Genomic DNA, 18,921 nt, shown 5'->3' with positions numbered 1-18,921 from the left:
AGGCGGGCCTTGCAACGCCGGCGCGGATGGCCGGCGCTAGTATTGATACATTATTTTTTCGCGGCGGATGAGCTGGCACTGCTGGCAGCGTCATCGACCCGCACCAGCGGCGCGAGGTTATTGCCGCTCACATCCACCAGCATCACATCACGCAGTAAATTGCGGCCGATCAGGATGGGATATTCAGATGTGCTGCGGTCGGCGAGGATAAATTCACCTTTCTGGGTGAGTTTGCCGATGGTGAAGCGAATCTCAACAACCGGGCGGCGGTCAGGTGTGGGGTTGGCGGTCTGCACGGTTTGGAAACGCAGACGCTTGCGCTCCAGGACATGGGGCTCTTTGGTCTCGGGATTGTAAATCGTGAAACGTACCCACTCTTCGCCGTTGCGCTCAAACATCTGGATATTGCGCGCGTCTACTACCGAGTTGGCAACATTGGTGCTGATGCGCGCTTGCATCACTATATTCAACCCCGCGATCAATGCCTGCTCGCGCAAGCCCACGATTTGTTTATCGGTCTGCGGTTGTTCTTTCGCCTGATTTTTTTTGCTGTTGGCCGCCGGTACTGGCGGGCAGGCTACTTGCGGCGCAGCGCGCTCGATAATCTGCGGTTTGGCTTCAATTGCCTGTTGCTGCACCACCAGTTGTTGTTGCACTGCCTGCAGCTGACGCAGGATTTCAACCTGCTGCCCGCTGACTTGCTGGGCCTGCAGCTCCTGCTTGGCGATACAGGCTTTGGAGGCGTTCAACTCGGCCTGCAATTGCTGCTGTGCTTTTTGCTGGGTACAGGCACCGAGCGATGTGATCGCCAGTGTCACCAACGCCAGATTGCGCAAGGGATGGCGCATCATCAAAACAGATTTTTTATTCATCACAACAACCAGAAATATCAGGAAAATAGTTATTAAAAAAAACAGTGGGCTAATTGTAGCCGCTGAAACCCGCTAAGACACCACTGCAGCTGGATTTAACCTTAGCCGCCTATTTGAACTGGTAGCGCTTGGGATAAGGTTCCGGCAATCGGCGGAAACGCTTGTATTCCCATTGGTACTGCGCAGGCGCGCGGCGCACACAGGCGGCCACACTGGCATTCAAACCCGTAACCGAAGCGAACTGTTCTTCGCTGTAAATCTGTTCGTCAGCCGCCATCACCACCAGCTTGAAACCGCCCGCCACACGCTCGGCATAGCAGGAACAAACAGCGCAGCCAGTTCGCTGGATCAACCCATGCACCAGTGTCATCGTCAACGCTGGCTGACCAAAAAAGGGGGCTATCTCCCCGCCCGCATCGCGCCCCGGTACCTGGTCGGGCAGGATGCCAACAATAGTGCCGTTCTGCAGTGCCTTGAAGAGCATCATCACGCCTTTGCGATTGGTGGGTGCCATGGTGATATTGAGTTTGCTGCGCCCGGCCAACACCAGCTCGTCCATTTTCGGATTATCGAGCGGCTGGTACATAGCAGTCAGGTTGGCGACGCTGGCCAGATAAGGCGCAACCACTTCCCAATTGCCGTGATGCGGCGCCAGCACCAGCACCCCCTTCCCTTCCGCAAGCTTTGCGCGGAGGATTTCATCGCCCTCCAGCGCCACAATCTTGCCCTGCAACCACGCCCAGGAATTGCGCCAAATGGCACCGGCTTCCATCGCCGTTTTAGCGGTTTCTTGCAAGCTTTGGCGGGTGAGCGTTGTTTGTTGAGCGGGAGATAATTCAGGAAAACAGAGCGCGATATTCTCGCGCGTTACTTTGGCGGCGCGGCCATTAAGCAACCACATCATTAAACCAACGGCACTACCCAGCGCTCGCAACATGCCAAGCGGTAGCAAGGCGAGCAGTTTAAAAATCAGGGGAGCCAGATGGTCTTTCATGGAGCCTGCGCCAGTACAACTAAAAGTGCGCGCAGCTTACCGGAAAAGTGCGATGGACACAGTATTCCAGCAGTGCCTTAATGTAAAAAACCGGCACCTTTGCAGGTGCCGGTTGGTAATTCACAAGATCCCTCCTGTCGACGCACTAGTCCCTGGTGATCAATTCACTACAAGGTTATTGAACCGTCCACTGATGGGGCTGGTTGTTATTGTTGGCTTCACCGCGCGTTGCTGTATTTACGGTGAAGTAGTAGTTGATAGCAGAACCGGGAGTCACATTAGGGATAGTGACCTCAAAACTGTTTCCGACAACACGGGTCATGTTGTTCCAGCCAGGGGTAAAGCACCATGCCCAGTTGAGATTTTCACTGGTCGTAAAGGTGATTTTTACCCCGCCGTTAACATAGGTCGCAGTGGTGGTGTAGGCCACAGGTGCACCATTGGGCATTACCGCTGTCGCTGTGTACCCGGTAGTCGATGCCGACGAACTGCTGGATGACACTGAAGAGCTGGACAGACTCGACGGTACTGACGACCTACTTGACGGCACTGACGAACTGCTGGGCAGTATCGACGAGCTGGACATACTCGATGGAGCCGACGAGGATGCGGCTGCCCCATAGGTCACTGATCTCCAGCTATTTTCACCTGGACCCGGCAGGAACATTTGGCCGCTAGCAGGAGTGAAGGTGTAGAAGCGCGCCTCAACCAAATCGCCCGCTACATAAGCACCGGTGCGGCTAGCTTGGTAGGTGTAGGTTCCATCGCCATTATTTACTTCACCACCAGCTTGCGCCTGCAGGTCGATCACCACAAAGTCCTGGCCGCCATTGCGACGCGCAAACAAATGTACTTGCTGCTTACGCTCGTTAACACGAACACTGAACTGCATGCCGCCGTTGGCCAAAGCGGTCATTTGCACCACTCCCGTAGTCACTACTGACGAGGAGGAGCTGGATACGGATGACGAGCTACGTGATGAAGAGCTAACCGACGATGGACCACAGAAGCCTGAACTGCAGGACGACTGAGTACTGTGGCTTGATGACGACCGACTGCTAGCTGATGTCCCAGGCACCGAACTGCTAGTGCTGGGCACTACTGCACTGCTGCTAGACACACTGCTGGACGATACCGGCACAACCACACTGGTATAAACCTTCAGTTCTCCCGGGCTGACCAGCAAACTGGTGCCGTCGTTAAAGGTCACGTTTTTGGCATCGGTAGCGCTTGCGTTGTAGGCCACGTAGGTGCGCTCATTAGCGGTGCGGAATACCGCAAAGCTGGCGTGATTGGTTGCGACTACCTGGTTATCGATGCGCCCAAAACGGTGAAAGGTTTTGATCCAGGCGTAGGTATTAGCTAGTGAGTTACCCTCTTCAGTTGCACAGGCAGGCCCGGCAATTGAGTTGCGCATCCGGCCTTCATTCGCATTGAAATTGGCCAGTGCCGTCACCGGATCATAAACCGCTTGGTAGGCATAAAAAATCGCGTCCCACATGGTAAACATGGTGCGGCCATTAGCCATAAAGTCAAAATTGGTTTTGGCGTAGTCCGGGAATTGGCCCAGATAGAGCGAGCCTGACTGGATCGGCAACAAAATGATGCCGTGCATGGCTTCCGCCTGACCACTAAACCAGGTGGCATAGTCAGTTTTGCCACCCCAGACCAATGACGCCATAGGCTTGGTGTAGGTGGGGTGATAGTTGGTGCCGTAGACGTTGTTCCAGTATTCCTGGATCGCCGTCATCTCGGTGGTGTAGAGGAAGATACCGGCATCGCGCACCGCAGTATTACCCGTCTCTTCTCCCCAAAGGATCATCGCGGTCCAGGCATTCATCGCCTCGGATGATGACTCATTGTTGTTGCCCGCACCAAAGCGCGCATGGCCAGATGCCCAGGAGTGACCGGCATAGATGTCGAAGTTGCGCAGGAAGGGGAACATTTTACCGGTGGCGCTGGTGGCCGGATGGCGCGGACGCTCCCAGTTGCCGTAGTCGCGCATCAATAGCTCGATCATGCCGCCAAACTGCTGGGGTTGCGCCCAGTTTTTGTCGTTACGCGCCAATTCTGCCGCCGCACGCACAAAATAACCGTAGTGGAAATGGTGGTCGTTCAGCTCTTTCAGGCTGCCAAAGCTGCCATCAATACCGAGCATGGTGCCCCAGTTGCTGTTGTAGTAGAACAGGTTTTTGGCAAACGGCGATGGTTCCAAATCATCGATGACATCGGCTTTTAACCATCCCTCCAAGCGCCATTTAAGCTCATCTTTAAACTGGGTGGCAGCGGCGGTATTGCCGGTTTGCTGTGCCAGCGGGATTAGCGAGGCCACCTTGCCCAAACGCTTGCCGGTGTAATAGGTATCGCGATGGGTAAAGGTCTCGTTGCGCACGTTGTTTACCAGCGTGGAGAGACGGGTCTTATCGGCTGTATCGGTCAGCGCGGGCATGGCGGGAATCACCCCTTGGTAGGTAATCGCCGTGGTAAATGAACTGCCTTGCGCCAGTTTCATACTGCCGCGCGGGGTGAAATAGCTTTCACCGGTAAGGGTCGCGCCGCTGGCCAGTTTGCGCCATTGATGAGGGTAGAGCCCCATCAAGGTGCCGGTACCGGTCGATTCGGGGTAATTGTTGGTTGTGACCGCATAGGTGCTGAGCAACTTACTGTCGCTCGCGCGGTAGTTCCAACTTACCTGCGAACCAGTGACATGGTTGTAGGCATATTGGGTCATCAGCGCGAGTGCCGCGCGGCTGGGCAATGCGGCAACCGAAAAGTATTTTTTGCCCGCGGGTAGATTGGCGGTGATTTTGGAGGTTCCCAAACCGGTCCAACTGGTGCCCGCCGGTGCAAATGCCGCGTAGTTGCGACCCTGCACCGAAAATCCAATCACCGCTGAACTGCTGGTGCCTGACCAGACTTCCGGGGTTTTCGCCGCAACCGGTGCGGTGCTGTGACTGGCAAAACTGATGGTGGGGTTACCGTTGGTGTAGTTGGCAAATACATAGGGCGATCCGTGACCGAAGGTCAGATCCATAGCACCTGCGCCCGCCTCCATCCGCGTGGTGACAAACCAGTCGCTGTAGTCGTGTACTTTAGCGCTGAAGTTGCCGCTCGCCGCCGTATTGCCCAACACAAAATCCAACTCTTTAAAGTACACCGTCTCATGCATCGGATGCTCGACACCATTGATCCACTGGGTCGCAGGCGCTGGCATAGTGCCGACAAAGGCATAATCTATCGCCCAAAAATCCTCCTGCCGCGGCGAATAAAGGCGCACCCCATTCAGCTCTGGCTTGATCGCAAATGGGTGGGCGTAACTGACATTGTGCGACCCGCGTGTGCCCCAATCCTGCCAGGGGTCATTTACACCCGCCCAGAGGATCGAACTCCACCAGGAATTGGTGGGCATAGGTTGGTTAGCGAGATTAGTGGTGATGTGTTTGGTCACTTGCACATCGCGGTTGTCAGGAATCGCCGCATCGATGCGCCCATCCCAATTGGTGAGATAACTACCCGCGCCCACAGCTACCGGATTATTGGTGGGTGTGGTGCTGGGTGGGGGATTGGGTACCTGTGCCGATAAGTGCGTCGCCGTCAGCATTAAAGCAGCGGCCGATAAGATGGTTTTCATGTGAACCTCTCAAAAGACAAATGTTGTTATTGATTATTAGAGGGGTCACCTGCCTTGCGAGACCGCTGCATTCCCATGCCCGGAAAGACCCCTTAAGCGACAGGATCTACCACCCCATGACCTGCGTCGTCCCAGTTTGCCAAGTGCCTGCAAGGTGGTATCCAACCCCGCACAAAGGTCACCAACATAAAAAATAAGTCAACAAAATCAAAAGGATGCGAGGGTTACAAGAAGTAACAGCTGCTACGGGAAGAGGCTGTCTCAACGCACGCAAGGGGCCATTTGCCGGCCTTGGGACAGCCCTATAAAAACGGGATGCAAAAAAAAGGCGCCACAGGGCGCCGAGGGAGTGTTAACGATGAAGCAATATAAGCGAGCAGTAAGTACGCTGTATTTCAGTGCACTTTTACCGCGGTAAAAATATCCACAAAGGTCAGCTCTTTCTCGATCTCCACTGGGGCATGCAAACGGCTGGCGATATCGCGTGAGGAGACTATGCCGCGAATATGATGCGCATCTTTATCCACAACCAACAGATATTCCTGATGGGTTTTCTTCAGGGTAGAAACGATATCGGCCACAGTCGCATGTTTGAATTGATCGTATTCAACGGCGCGGATATTGGCGCGGGCGTGCATTAGATCGCGCACCAGCAGCTCATCGCGTTTGACGTGCAACGCCATTTGTTTGAGCAACATATTGTGGTCGGCCAGGTCGTCTACGCTGATCACGCCGATAAATTCTTTGCTGTCATCCACCACAATTTTGGTTTTGACAGCTTCGGCCAACATCACTTCCAGCGCTTCAGTCGCTTCCAGATGGCTATCCACCATATGAGGTTTATGGCTGCGGAAATCCGTGAGAATCGCCAGCGCGGAGGTAGTGGCCTGAACATCGCTAAACTCTTCTGGCTGCACCAAATGGTCACTCGCCGCTAACGCAAACACGTTTAAATTTTTCATAACAAGCCCCGATAAGAAAATGAGTAATCCAGAAGGAGCGCGTAATTCAAATGCATCCGGCGACTTGATCGCCCTCCTGGCGCTCTCTCTGTAAATACAACATAGGCCTTACCGGGGCTGATTAAAACCCGCACAAGCGGGCTTTTACGCTGGATTTACTCCGTGTTTACGTGGGCTTTACTCGGCGCGCAAATCTACAATCAAAACGCACCAATTCAAGGCTATTTGCGGCCGAGCATGCGCAAAAGCGTGCGGTCTTTATCGATCAGGTGATGCTTGATTGCACCGGCAATGTGAAGGATGATCGCCACCGCAAGCAGATAGCCCAGCCACTCATGGGTGAACTGCCCCAAGCTGCTCAACCCCGCATGGAAGGGTTCAGTCTGGCCTTCCGCATTTTTATTGCCCGGCACCATCACCCAACCGAAGACTTTGATGCCGTAACCGCCCAGACCGGAATAAATCATGCCCGAGATCGGCATCAGCACCGTGCCAACAATCAATACCCAATGGGTCGCCTGCGCCAAACGATGTTCGAGTTTCGGGTAGTCACGCACTGGCGTTGGCCAACCGTTTTTGATCCGCCACCACACGCGCAGCAGAATCACCGCAAAAATCAGCACGCCAAAGGCTTTATGCCAGTCGTACAACGGGTAAACCTCATACCACGACATATAAAAGCCGATCCCGATAAGGGCAATCAGGGTCAGGGCGACAACCCAGTGCAGGGCGATGGTCAGGGGGCTTAGTTTTTCTTGGGTATCCATAGGTGTTCCTTGGTTGCTAATCGATTTTTGTTGTTGTGTGCCCTGGAAGCAGGGTAGCGGTCTGCGCGCTTTTGTCCTGTTGTTGAGCGAATCGTTCCGGTCGCACAGGTATTTTTACAGAACTTGACCAGGCGCTGCCATTGCGCGGGTTTGATGGCTATAATCGCCGCATTTTTCTACCTTCATAAGATCAGGTCTACCATGTCCGAAAAACGTTATGACGTAAGCACCTTCCAGGGCTTGATTCTCGCCCTGCAAGATTATTGGGCGCGCCAGGGTTGCGTGATTCTGCAGCCGCTCGACCTCGAAGTCGGCGCCGGTACTTTCCACCCTGCGACTTTCCTGCGCGCCATAGGCCCGGAAACCTGGAATACCGCCTATGTGCAGCCCTGCCGTCGCCCGAAAGATGGCCGCTACGGTGAAAACCCCAACCGCTTGCAACACTACTATCAATTCCAGGTGGCGATGAAACCCTCGCCCGCCGATATTCAGGATTTGTATTTAGGTTCACTGCGCGAAATGGGTATCGACACCAACGTGCATGACATCCGTTTTGTGGAAGACAACTGGGAATCGCCCACCCTCGGCGCTTGGGGTCTGGGTTGGGAAGTCTGGTTGAACGGGATGGAAGTTACGCAGTTCACTTACTTCCAACAAGTTGGCGGTCTCGAATGTTTCCCCGTTACTGGCGAAATCACTTACGGCATCGAGCGTATCGCCATGTACCTGCAAGGTGTGGATTCGATTTTTGATCTGGTATGGACAATTAATCCTAACGGCGACAAAGTTACCTACGGCGATGTGTTCCATCAAAACGAAGTGGAGCAATCTACTTACAACTTTGAAGAAGCCGACACCACATTCTTGTTCAATAATTTTGATTTCTACGAAAAAGAAAGCCAGCGCTTGATGGAAAAAAATCTGCCGCTGCCCGCTTACGAGATGGTGATGAAAGCCTCACACGCCTTTAACTTGCTCGATGCGCGCCACGCGATTTCCGTGACCGAGCGCCAGCGTTTTATTTTGCGCGTGCGCACGCTGTCCCGCGCTGTTGCCCAAGCCTATTACGATAGCCGCAAAGCCCTCGGCTTCCCACTTGCGCCTGAAGCCCTGCGCAACGAAATGCTCGCTGCAATTGCGGAGGAAAAATAATGTCTGCTGATTTTTTAGTTGAATTGGGTACCGAAGAGTTACCACCAAAAGCATTGAAGAATTTGATGGCTTCGTTTGCCGAAACTATTGAAGCGAATTTAAAAGCGGCGGAATTATCGTTCACCGCAATTAAACCTTTTGCCGCACCGCGCCGTTTGGCCGTACTGGTAGAAAATCTCGCCAGCGAAACCCCGTCGAAAGAATTAGTTGTCTGGGGCCCACCAGCGGCAATCGCGTTTGATAAAGAAGGCCAGCCCACCAAAGCCGCGCTCGCGTTTGCCGAAAAAAATGGTATCGCAGCCTCCGAGCTGAAAGCAGAAAATGACGGCAAAGCGGAAAAACTGGTTGCACGTATTACCGCCGAAGGTAAAAAAACCGTTGAATTACTTGAAGCTGTTGTTGCCGATGCCTTGGCAAAATTACCCATTGCCAAACGCATGAAATGGGGCGCAAAACGCGAAGAGTTTGTACGCCCTGTTCATTGGTTGGTGATGTTGTTTGGTAGCGATGTTATCAACGCCAGCTTGCTCGGCTTAACCGCTGGCCGCACCACACGCGGCCACCGTTTCCATTACAACAACACTATCGACCTCGCTAAAGCGAGCGATTACGCCAGCGTATTAAAAAATACCGGTTTTGTTGTCGCGGATTTTGCTGAGCGCGGTGCGACCATCAAACAACAAGTGGAAGCCGAAGCGAAAAAAGTCGGCGGTGTTGCGGTTATCGAACCTGCCCTGCTCGATGAAGTTACCGCCTTGGTTGAATGGCCAGTCGCGCTGACCGGAAAATTTGAGGAGCGTTTTCTCGCTGTTCCAGCTGAAGCACTAATTGCTTCCATGAAAGAACACCAAAAATATTTCCATGTGGTGGATGTTAACGGCAAGTTAAAAAACAACTTCATTACCGTGGCAAATATTCAAAGTAAAGATCCATCGCAAATTATCGACGGTAACGAACGTGTAATTCGCCCGCGTCTTTCCGATGCGGCGTTCTTCTTTGAAACTGATAAGAAAACCACGCTCGCGTCATTGCGCGATCGTTTAAAAACTATCGTGTTCCAGGCGCAGCTCGGCACCATTTACGATAAAACCGAACGCGTTGCTGGCCTGGCAAAATTAATTGCCGGTAAATTAAATGCGGATGCCGCATCAGCAGAACGTGCTGCACAATTGTGTAAATCTGATCTCGTAACCAATATGGTCGGCGAGTTCGACGATATGCAAGGCATCGCCGGTTATTACTACGCGGTTAACGATGGCGAAAACGCCGAAGTTGCCGCTGCGATGAACGAGCAATATATGCCGCGCTTTGCGGGCGACCAATTGCCTGCAACAACGACCGGCGCGATTATCGCGCTTGCTGATCGCCTCGATACTATCACCGGTATTTTTGGTATTGGCCAACAACCTACCGGCTCCAAAGATCCGTTTGCCTTGCGTCGTGCAAGTATTGCAGTGCTACGCATTCTGGTGGAAAAAAATCTCGCGCTCGATTTGCGTGAGCTGCTGACCTTCGCTAAAAACCAACACAAAAATCTCACTGTTGGTGATGAGTTGGTCGAGCAAGTATTGGCTTACATGCTGGAGCGTTTCCGCGCTTTCTTTGAAGATGCCAATATCCCCGCAGAAGTTTTCCAATCGGTAACCGCAAAACAATTGTCGCAACCACTGGACATTAACCAGCGTGTACTCGCGGTCAATGAATTCAGCAAGTTGTCGCAAGCGCAGGCACTCGCTGCGGCGAACAAACGTGTATCCAATATTCTCGCTAAACAAAATGCGGCGCATAGTACGGAAGTTAATGCTGCACTCTTGCAAGAAGACGCAGAGAAAACTCTCGCTGCAGCTGTCAGTGCAAAAGCCGCTGTAGTGGCTCCGCTGTTCGCTGCACGTGAATACACCAAAGCACTCGCGGCACTCGCCGATTTACAACAACCTGTTGATGCTTTTTTTGACAGTGTAATGGTGATGAGTGATGACCCGGCGCTGCAACAAAACCGCTTGGCGTTACTGCAACAACTGCGTGGATTGTTTTTGGAAGTGGCGGATATTTCTTATTTGGTTCCTGCCAAGAACTAATCTCATCCCCCTCCGTCATTCCTGCGAACGCAGGAATCCAGCTTTTGGATACCCGCGTTCGCGGGTATGACGAGGGCATACAGATCTATCGGATTTATCCATGAAATTAATTATTCTCGACCGCGATGGTGTGATTAATCACGACCGCGACGACTATGTGAAATCCGCCGATGAATGCATTCCGATTGAAGGCAGCATCGATGCCATTGTGCGCTTGAACAAAGCGGGCTTTACCGTTGTTATCGCCACTAACCAGGCTGGCCTTGCCAAAGGTAAATTTGAGCTGGAAGACCTGGAGTCCATGCACGAAAAAATTACTGGCTTGGTAGAAGAAAACGGCGGAGAGCTCGGCGGGATTTTTTATTGCCCCCATCACCCGGATGACAACTGCAAATGCAGAAAACCTATGCCGGGTATGTTGGATGCGATTGAAGCCGAATTTAATACGTCCGTAGAGTCTTGTTATTTTATCGGTGACAGCCTGCGCGATTTACAGGCCGCCGTGCAAAAGGGTTGCAAACCAGCGCTGGTAAGAACCGGCAATGGCGTGCGCACACTGGCGCAATTAGCAGTTCCCGGTTTGCAAACAGATTCACCACAAGTCACGTCCGAGCAAGTGCAAGTGTTTGACAACCTCGCCGCCGCTGCAGATTTTATTCTTGCATCTACTCATTAACGGAACAGATAACAGGAATTAACGTGCTCAAACTCCGCAGTCTTTTATTCAGTATTGGTTACAACCTGACGAGCATCATTATCGGTTTGATTGGCGTCATTATTTGGCCGATATTTCCGTACAGCTGGCGCTGGCGCATTGTCACTTGCTGGAACCGTTTTGTGATGTTTTGGTTGCGCATTTGCTGCGGTGTACGCCTTGAAATTATTGGCAGCAAACACGCAGATAAATTTCCTTGTGTAGTAATGGCCAAACACCAAAGCACTTGGGAGACCATGTTCCTGCAATATTATTTTGGCCCGGTCAGCACTATCCTTAAAAAAGAATTATTCCGCATCCCGTTTTTTGGTTGGGGTTTAGCGAGTTTGCGCCCCATCGCCATTGACCGCAGCAACCCGATCCAAGCCTTAAAAGAAATTAAACGCATAGGCCTGCGTCGTTTACAGCAAGGCAATAACTTATTGATTTTTCCTGAAGGCACTCGTACACCTGTTGGCCAGATTGGCAACTACGCACGCAGCGGTGCCGATATCGCCATCAGCGCAGGAGTACCGATTATCGCCGTTGCACACAACGCGGGTGAATGTTGGCCGCACAAACAGTTTATAAAATACCCCGGCACTATTCGCGTTGTGATCAGCGAACCTTTTGCAACCGAAGGCAAAGACCGCAAGCAATTAACGGAAGAAGTAAAAAATTGGATTGAAGGTGAGATTGCGAAAATGCCACCAGCACGAAAAGATGGAAAGCGAATGAGTGTTAATGCCGATCTTGATATGAAATAAGCGTAGTAGATTTGAAACAACACGGCCGATCTGTTTCCAGATCGGCCGTTTTTATTTAACGCGTTAGAACCAATAACTTAGCGAATCTGGCAAGCCACCTTGCCCAAACCCAATACATAATAACGGTCACCCGCGAGTGGTGAGTTATAAGGGATCTGGCCGTGTTTGCCCGCTGTTGCACTCACATAATCCACCAGATACTGACCGGCAGCAAAGCGCCAGCTATTAATAGTCGCCTGTGATGCGGCGTTGTAATTGCTGGCCAAGTTAGCGACTGTGCCGTTAGTCGCCGTCAATGCAGTTTGGGTAGACGCCGTTAAATTACACGCAGCGTCACTGAACCAGAGCAGGTTACGATCATTGCGGAAAGAGCCGCCGCTAATATCTTTGAATAAATTCGCGCTGATTTCCGCGAGCGATGCTTCGACTGTCGCTTTCTCCTGATGTACGGCATTTACCACAAATACACTGTCTTCCATCAACGCACTCGCGCCCACCCGCAAACTCAAAATCTGGTTGCGATAATTTACAAACACATTGTTGAACATATGAGTTTTACCGTGGCGCAACAGTGGTACACGGCGCAGGGTATTACCCAACAACATATAGCTGTCGTCAGTGGTGACAAACGCGTTGTTGTGCATGGTGGTGGTGATTTGTTTGTCGATGGTGTGGCTGTCGCTGGAGCCGTGCAATACCGCGCGCTTCACATTCACCAAACGGTTAAATGACATAGTCACATTGTGTGCGCCGACTTTGACATCAAACGCGGAGTCACCAGTGGTATCGAAGGTATTTTTGTGAATCCAGATATCTTTTGATGCCCCAGTGGAGCGGATCATATCCGGGTCACAGTAATGGTCTTCCGTGTGGCCGGCGCCCTGGAATTTCAGGTGGGTCATTATCACGCTGTTAGCAGTTTGCGTTGGCGTGCCTGTCTGGTCTTTTCCAATCGCAAATCCACTGAACAGGAAGTAAGCCTCACTGCCGCGGCCGTCGATGGTTTTGTTAGAGCCAATGACTGGATTGCGAATCGGGTTATTGGATTTATTCATCGCGTTATTAAAAAATTGCGTAACACAATTCGCACTGCTCACACCATTTTTTGCGCACCATTGCGTGTAGTTCACACACTCGGCTTCGGTCGCGCCGAGAATCGATTGCACCGTCGGGTTGCTGCAACCTAAACGGTACATACCAATTTCGTGCGGCTGCGCGAATTGGATTTTGTCGAATACGATCCAGTTGTGTTCTTCGCCGGTAATCGCGTTGAGAATTTGTTGCTCAACTGACACGCTGGAATTTTTGGTAATGATGGTGAGTTTGCTGTTGCCGTTAGGGTCGTATCCACCTTTGGCATTTTCACCGTAACCGACTGGCTCGCCCAAGGTTTTGGACAAACAGGAAACAATTTCCTGATCGGTCTTCAACGAAGTATCGCGCCAGTTGACTGATGGGTTAGTCGCTACGCGAATACAATCAGCGCTGATGGTACCGTTATCCACAACCGATGAAACACTGCTGCTCGATCTACTGGATGCAGGAACACTACTTGGCGCTACCGAAGACGCAGGCACACTGCTGGGCGCCACTGATGAACGGCTGCTGGAGGCAGGAATACTGCTCGGTGCAACTGAGGATCTGGATGAACTGCTCACCGGTGTACTGGATGCAGGGACGCTGGACGGAGCAACACTGGAGACTGGAGTTGAAGATGCAGTGCCGGTCGCGTTATAGACTTCAAATTCCGCAATGCCGGGCGCACTGGTCGCATTCACAATCAGATTAACTTTTTTGGTGCTGCGGCTTGCGATATTTACCACTCGCTGCGCACCGATTCCGGTCCCTGTCGCCAGGACTGTGCCGGTATCGTTATCCACCAAACTCCAGGTCGTCACTTTGCTGCCTGCTTCACGCAGGATCACAGTATTAAACGTCACCGCACTGCCCCATTTCACCGACACGCGCTGGTTGCTGGTGCCACTGGCAAGGGAAACGGTGCTGGTACTGCCATCGCGCACCAGCTTGGTATTATCAAAACCGGAACCATCGGCAGCAGCACTGGGGCCGGTAATAGCGAGGTTAGCGCCGAGAGTTTGTGCCTGCACGGCACAGGTGAGTAGCGTACTGGCAGCCGCGCAAAACACGTACTGGCCAATACGACGGGTAATAGTCGTAGATTTCATCTTGGTTACCTTGTCGTAGCTATATCGTTGTTATTCGGATTGTTGTTATGTGCAAAACATTGCCGCTGATCTGCAGCAGGGATAAAGACCGAAAACGCCGATACGCCGTCAAGGCGCCATGGCTGCTGGACTTAGAGAACCAATAAAGAACGCAGCCTTGTTGGGATAAAAACCTTGGGAAATAACACTGGATGAACCGCCTGAAAACTCATCCCGGGTGACCGGCTTTATTGTTATTGGTACCGGAACCCCTTTCGGGAACCTGTGAATGATTCCCGCCTTGGCCAAGCAGCGCTTGCCAAGGCAAACATAGTGCGCGTCGGCGGGAAAATCGTCAAGTTGGGAAATCACAGAAATCACTATTTTTTGTGATAAAAATACTAATAATTTCTTTGATAACGGTTACTTTATTTTAATAAAACAGGTGTAATCGTTTTCATTCGCCTTAACACTTAGTTTAAGGCAGCCGGTACCGATGTACCCCAGGAGCCCCTTAACCGCTACACTCTCTGATCTTAATCGGGCTTAGATAGCCCTCAAAATGGCAATCCACCATAGGTTCGGATCACCAGGGAAATTCGCACATATGAATAAAAACCTGCAAGTTTATTGGATGATGTTGCTGCTGGGATTGCCCTTCGCCGGTGTCGGCCTAATAACCTTGTTTCTGAGTATTCTTCCCAACCTGTTTGTATGGCAGCAGATGAAATCCTGGCCTCAGGTAAGCGCCGAGTTACAGCACGCCGAACTGGTGATAGACAATAGTGGTGACAGCAGCACCTATTCGCCTAAGGCCCGGTACCTCTATCAATATCAGGGAAAACACTACACCGGCGAGCGGGTATCAATCATGGAAGGTAGCGACAATATCGGTGACTTCCAATACAACCTGGCTTATGTCTTGAAAGAGGCTTGGCGCCAGCAGCAATCCGTGCCCGCCTGGGTAAACCCGTCCAACCCCACCGAGGCAGTGCTCAATCGCGATATGCATTGGGGCATGGTGGGTTTCCAGATGATATTTGTAGTGATGTTCGGCAGCATTGGAATTGGCTTGTCATACTCCGCCCTAAGCAACCTGTTGCGCAGCACTCCGATGCACAAGCCCTGGCGCGGACAGCGGCGGGCCAGCCCGGAAGTAAGCTGCAATAGCAAAAGTGGGCTCTGGCTTACCTGGGGCTTCACCCTGATCTGGAACCTACTCTCACTACTGGGTGTTACGGCAGTTCCACGTGAACTGGCGGCGGGAAATTTTTTCTTCCTGCTTATTCTGGTGTTTCCATTGATAGGGATTTACCTGCTCTACCAGGCAATTAACACCACGCTTGACTGGCGTCGCTTTGGTCCACTGACACTGAGGCTTCACCCCTATCCCTGCCTCATCGGCGGACAGTTTGGGGGGACACTCGAACTACCATTGGCTTATAACAACCAGCAACGTTTTCACGTCCGCCTGCAATGTGTGCACAGCTATGCAACCGGCTCCAACAAAAATCGCCACCTCACGGAAACTATCCTCTGGCAAGCACAGGGGCTGGCAGATAGCCAAGCATCCGCACTGGGTGGCACAGCGTTAAGCCTGCATTTTGACATCCCCGATAATCTGCCCGCGTCCGAACCTATGAGTACTGACTATCGCTTCTGGCGACTGGAATTGGCCGCCCGCTTACCGGGTGTGAACCTAAGGCGCGAATTTGAGATCCCCATGTTTGCCACTGCCGAACAAGCCCGCTCTGACTACTGAGCGCAAACGACTAACAAGACATTTGTAAAAATTATCGCACTCAACCACGACGGCAAAAAAATTCCCATCGCAATGAATTTAAAAGGACGCGATACGGTGCAGTTGGCGTTGGAGGCGATTGGGGGGTTGAGTGGATATAAGATTGAATAGATTGATACGTTGAAAATGATTCGACAACATACTTAAAAAATCGCTAGGAAAGCATACAGCGTTTCTAAAAAAGTTTTAGGCGTTTTATTGACAGCTCAAAAAAACGGCGTATTATCGCGCCCAATTTCCAAGGTGCTAAAAGCACTTTGTTTTTCAACCCGACAACTTGTTTGTCACAACTTATGGAGTACTCAATTATGACTTACGCGAATTATACCAACCGCTAAAACCCTTTTGAGTATTCAGACTTGGAAGGTGATAACAAAACCTTCCTGTCAGGCGCAACACTAAAGCCCTGATTAGGAAACTAATCGGGGCTTTTTCTTTTCTGCGATTTAAAAAGCCAACTCGAAGGTTTCATTTTTTGTAAAGCAAAGTGATTTTTCAAAAATTTCACTTAAGGGATTTCTATGCCTGTAAAAATTGAATTAAACAAAAATGCGGGAAATGGTTTTAAACCCGTAAAAATTTACACCCGCGATATTGAAAATGAGGCGCTGACGCAACTGAAAAAAATTGCCGAGCTGCCAATTATTCATTCGCACATAGCCGCCATGCCCGATGTGCACTTAGGTATTGGTGCAACCGTAGGCGCGGTGATACCAACGTTAAATGCCATTATTCCCGCTGCAGTGGGTGTGGATATTGGTTGCGGCATGAGTGCGGTGCGGCTTTCGGTTAAATCATCCCAACTGCCGGATAACCTCCCCGCAATGCGCAGTGCGATCGAACGCGCCGTGCCAGTCGGTTTGCTCGCGCATAAAACGGTAAGCATTCGTGAAGGCGCATGCAAACAAATGGCAGCGGGTGTGGAGTGGCTTTTTGAAAAACATCCCACAGTGATGAAGATGTTAAAACAACCGAACACCATTTGGACTAAACAAATGGGAACACTCGGTAGCGGCAATCATTTTATTGAAGTCTGTGTGGATGAAAACAAAGACGTGTGGATCATGCTGCACACTGGCAGCCGTGGAATAGGTAATGCGATCGGGCAATATTTTATTGCCCTCGCCAAAAAAGATATGGGAAAACACATTCACAACTTGCCCGATAAAGATTTGGCGTATTTCACCGAAGGCAGTGAGCACTTTGTGGATTATGTAACGGCAGTCAATTGGGCACAGGAATATGCGCGTTTAAATCGCAATGAAATTATGGGTTTGGTATTGCGTGCGATAGCACCGTTTTTGCCCAAGTTTCAGGCCGATCGCCACGCGATTAACTGTCACCATAATTACGTGAGCCGCGAACATCATTTCGGCGCTGATGTATTGGTCACCCGTAAAGGAGCCATTAGTGCACGCGAAGGTGAGCTGGGAATTATTCCCGGCAGCATGGGCGCTAAATCTTTTATTGTGCGCGGAAAAGGCAATGCCGATTCATTTTGCTCCTGTGCCCACGGTGCCGGTAGAAAAATGAGCCGAACGGCCGCACGCCATGCATTTAGCAAAGAAGATTTAATCGCACAAACCAAAGGCGTTGAATGTCGCAAAGATAAAGCAGTGATTGATGAAATTCCTGCGGCATACAAAGACATTGATGAGGTTATGCACAACCAATCTGACTTGATAGAAGTGGTTCATACACTCAAACAAGTTTTGTGTATAAAAGGATGATGAACTCATCGCCAAGAATGCAAAAGCAAAACGCCGCTTAATAGCGGCGAACAATCCCGAATGGTTTTTACTAGCCAGTTAACAGGAGGCAATCATGCCCAATCAGCAAGACGACAGGAACACAAAAGGTAAGAAACAGGAACGGCGCAACGGTCATGCATTTCACCCCATTATGAGCAAAGGTGGTGTGCATGAAAAAACGGAAAAAGCTAAACGTAAGGCCGCCAAGCATGAAATGAAACGCAAAGTTAACGAGTGGCTTGATGTAAAAGGAGGGGCATCGGCCACCCGTTCACCAGCGGGGAGCAGAATTAGTGTTAATAATTTCGATACGCAAGAGAGCAGCCCAAAGCGCGCGATAATCACCCTGCACTAAATGAAATCCGTGTTTTGGGCTGCTCTATTTGTACTCGTATGAAATTGGTACTGCGTAAACCAGTGCCATTTAGTTACAGCGATTAATTTGTTGCTTCCGACCACGCGGCAAATTCGACGTAATTGAGTTTTTCATGGGTGTTCATTGCTCGCTCCTATTTGACATTCACTTTTTAGCGGCAACAGCTTCAACTGCACGCTGCTTGGTTTTTGTCAGTAGCGATGCATCGCCAATTTTTCCGTGACCGGGAACCACCAATGTTGCACTGCTATAGCGGGCGATAAGTTTTTCGGCAGAAGCAGGCCAGTCCTCTATCACTGCATCACCCAGATTGCCAAGACCTTCCGGTTTGACAAAACAGCCGCCGAATAGAATTTTTTGCTCTGGCATCCACACCACTAGATTATCGCGTGTATGACCAGCACCGGGATAAAACACTTCTATCTTTTTATTGACCAACCAAAAGGGGTTTTTGGTAAACGAATGAGTGGCTTGTGCTTCGCCTTTCTTTTTAAGCAACTGGTTAGTTAGCTTGGAGGCATAAGTTGGAATGGACTTTGAGTTGAGAAATGCAATACCGCCTGTGCTGTCGCTGTGGAAATGTGTTGAAATACTTGCCTTGGTTGTAAAGCCCTGTGCGTCAATCCATTTCACTAACTTTTCAGTGTCTGGGGCTGAAATGGGTGTATCAATCAGATACGCATCTTTGTTATCAAGCACGACTAATCCGTTAGAACCAACCAGCCCCCAGCCTTCGATTTTTTCGTAAGCGGTGTACAGATAAACACCGTCGTCGATTTTCTTAATTTCCAATTCGGGTAGTGGATCTTCAGCAAAAGTGATGCTTGATAAAAAAAATAAGCTTGCAGCTAGAAAAACTTTCATTTCGTTGAATTCCTTTAATTTGTTAAAAAAGATGCTGCCTATAGATA

At 50.8% G+C, this 18,921-nt stretch carries 14 protein-coding genes; 7 read left to right on the top strand and 7 right to left on the bottom strand.

The features are described 5' to 3' along the window. Positions 1-50 precede the first annotated feature (50 nt). The 5 genes from B4E62_RS09195 to B4E62_RS09175 all read right to left on the bottom strand — a co-directional run bounded on the left by B4E62_RS09195 (position 51) and on the right by B4E62_RS09175 (position 7,226). Complete coding sequence (locus B4E62_RS09195; RefSeq protein WP_310069037.1) at positions 51-872, bottom strand: ATP-dependent zinc protease; 822 nt, start codon at positions 870-872, stop codon at positions 51-53. Positions 873-981: 109 nt separating this feature from the next. Continuing rightward, positions 982-1,866 carry a lysophospholipid acyltransferase family protein gene (locus tag B4E62_RS09190; RefSeq protein ID WP_331351848.1) on the bottom strand — a complete coding sequence of 295 codons (885 nt, stop codon included), beginning with the start codon at positions 1,864-1,866 and terminating at the stop codon, positions 982-984. Between the two features lie 175 nt (positions 1,867-2,041). After that, positions 2,042-5,497, bottom strand: coding sequence for a glycosyl hydrolase (locus B4E62_RS09185; protein ID WP_331351847.1), 3,456 nt, complete (start codon positions 5,495-5,497; stop codon positions 2,042-2,044). A 395-nt stretch (positions 5,498-5,892) separates the two neighbouring features. After that, complete coding sequence (locus B4E62_RS09180) at positions 5,893-6,459, bottom strand: CBS domain-containing protein (RefSeq protein ID WP_310069041.1); 567 nt, start codon at positions 6,457-6,459, stop codon at positions 5,893-5,895. A 221-nt stretch (positions 6,460-6,680) separates the two neighbouring features. Further along, on the bottom strand, positions 6,681-7,226 hold the full coding sequence (locus B4E62_RS09175) for a cytochrome b (protein WP_331351846.1): 546 nt from the start codon (positions 7,224-7,226) through the stop codon (positions 6,681-6,683). A gap of 201 nt (positions 7,227-7,427) precedes the next feature. Between B4E62_RS09175 and glyQ the strand changes: the two genes are divergently transcribed. From glyQ to B4E62_RS09155, 4 genes are all read left to right on the top strand, one after another. After that, positions 7,428-8,378, top strand: coding sequence for a glycine--tRNA ligase subunit alpha (gene glyQ, locus B4E62_RS09170; protein WP_331351845.1), 951 nt, complete (start codon positions 7,428-7,430; stop codon positions 8,376-8,378). Continuing rightward, positions 8,378-10,456, top strand: a complete 2,079-nt coding sequence (glyS, locus tag B4E62_RS09165; RefSeq protein WP_331351844.1) for a glycine--tRNA ligase subunit beta — start codon at positions 8,378-8,380, stop codon at positions 10,454-10,456. Before glyQ ends, glyS begins: the two co-directional genes overlap by 1 nt. A gap of 100 nt (positions 10,457-10,556) precedes the next feature. Continuing rightward, positions 10,557-11,132, top strand: coding sequence for a D-glycero-beta-D-manno-heptose 1,7-bisphosphate 7-phosphatase (gmhB, locus tag B4E62_RS09160; protein ID WP_331351843.1), 576 nt, complete (start codon positions 10,557-10,559; stop codon positions 11,130-11,132). A gap of 23 nt (positions 11,133-11,155) precedes the next feature. After that, positions 11,156-11,917, top strand: a complete 762-nt coding sequence (locus B4E62_RS09155; RefSeq protein WP_331351842.1) for a lysophospholipid acyltransferase family protein — start codon at positions 11,156-11,158, stop codon at positions 11,915-11,917. Between the two features lie 77 nt (positions 11,918-11,994). On the opposite strand, the gene B4E62_RS09150 is transcribed toward B4E62_RS09155, so the two are convergent. Beyond that, entirely contained in the window at positions 11,995-14,103 is a 2,109-nt protein-coding gene (locus B4E62_RS09150) for a pectate lyase (RefSeq protein ID WP_331351841.1), read from the bottom strand. Positions 14,104-14,689: 586 nt separating this feature from the next. On the opposite strand from B4E62_RS09150, the gene B4E62_RS09145 reads away from it, so the two are divergent. The 3 genes from B4E62_RS09145 to B4E62_RS09135 all read left to right on the top strand — a co-directional run bounded on the left by B4E62_RS09145 (position 14,690) and on the right by B4E62_RS09135 (position 17,989). Continuing rightward, complete coding sequence (locus tag B4E62_RS09145) at positions 14,690-15,844, top strand: DUF3592 domain-containing protein (protein ID WP_331351840.1); 1,155 nt, start codon at positions 14,690-14,692, stop codon at positions 15,842-15,844. A 560-nt stretch (positions 15,845-16,404) separates the two neighbouring features. After that, positions 16,405-17,613: an RtcB family protein gene (locus tag B4E62_RS09140; protein ID WP_331351839.1), complete on the top strand. Its 1,209-nt coding sequence runs from the start codon at positions 16,405-16,407 to the stop codon at positions 17,611-17,613. Positions 17,614-17,707: 94 nt separating this feature from the next. Continuing rightward, positions 17,708-17,989 (top strand): hypothetical protein, encoded by a 282-nt coding sequence (locus B4E62_RS09135; RefSeq protein WP_331351838.1) that lies wholly within the window; start codon positions 17,708-17,710, stop codon positions 17,987-17,989. A gap of 165 nt (positions 17,990-18,154) precedes the next feature. Here the strand turns inward: B4E62_RS09135 and blaKHM are convergent, their stop codons facing one another. Beyond that, positions 18,155-18,874 (bottom strand): KHM family subclass B1 metallo-beta-lactamase, encoded by a 720-nt coding sequence (gene blaKHM / locus B4E62_RS09130; RefSeq protein ID WP_331351837.1) that lies wholly within the window; start codon positions 18,872-18,874, stop codon positions 18,155-18,157. Between the last annotated feature and the right edge of the window lie 47 nt (positions 18,875-18,921).

Source organism: Cellvibrio sp. UBA7671 (assembly GCA_002483145.1).
Classification (GTDB): domain Bacteria; phylum Pseudomonadota; class Gammaproteobacteria; order Pseudomonadales; family Cellvibrionaceae; genus Cellvibrio; species Cellvibrio fibrivorans.
The sequence above is the reverse complement of the archived record's forward strand: the minus strand, read 5'-3'. Positions and strand labels throughout refer to the sequence as shown.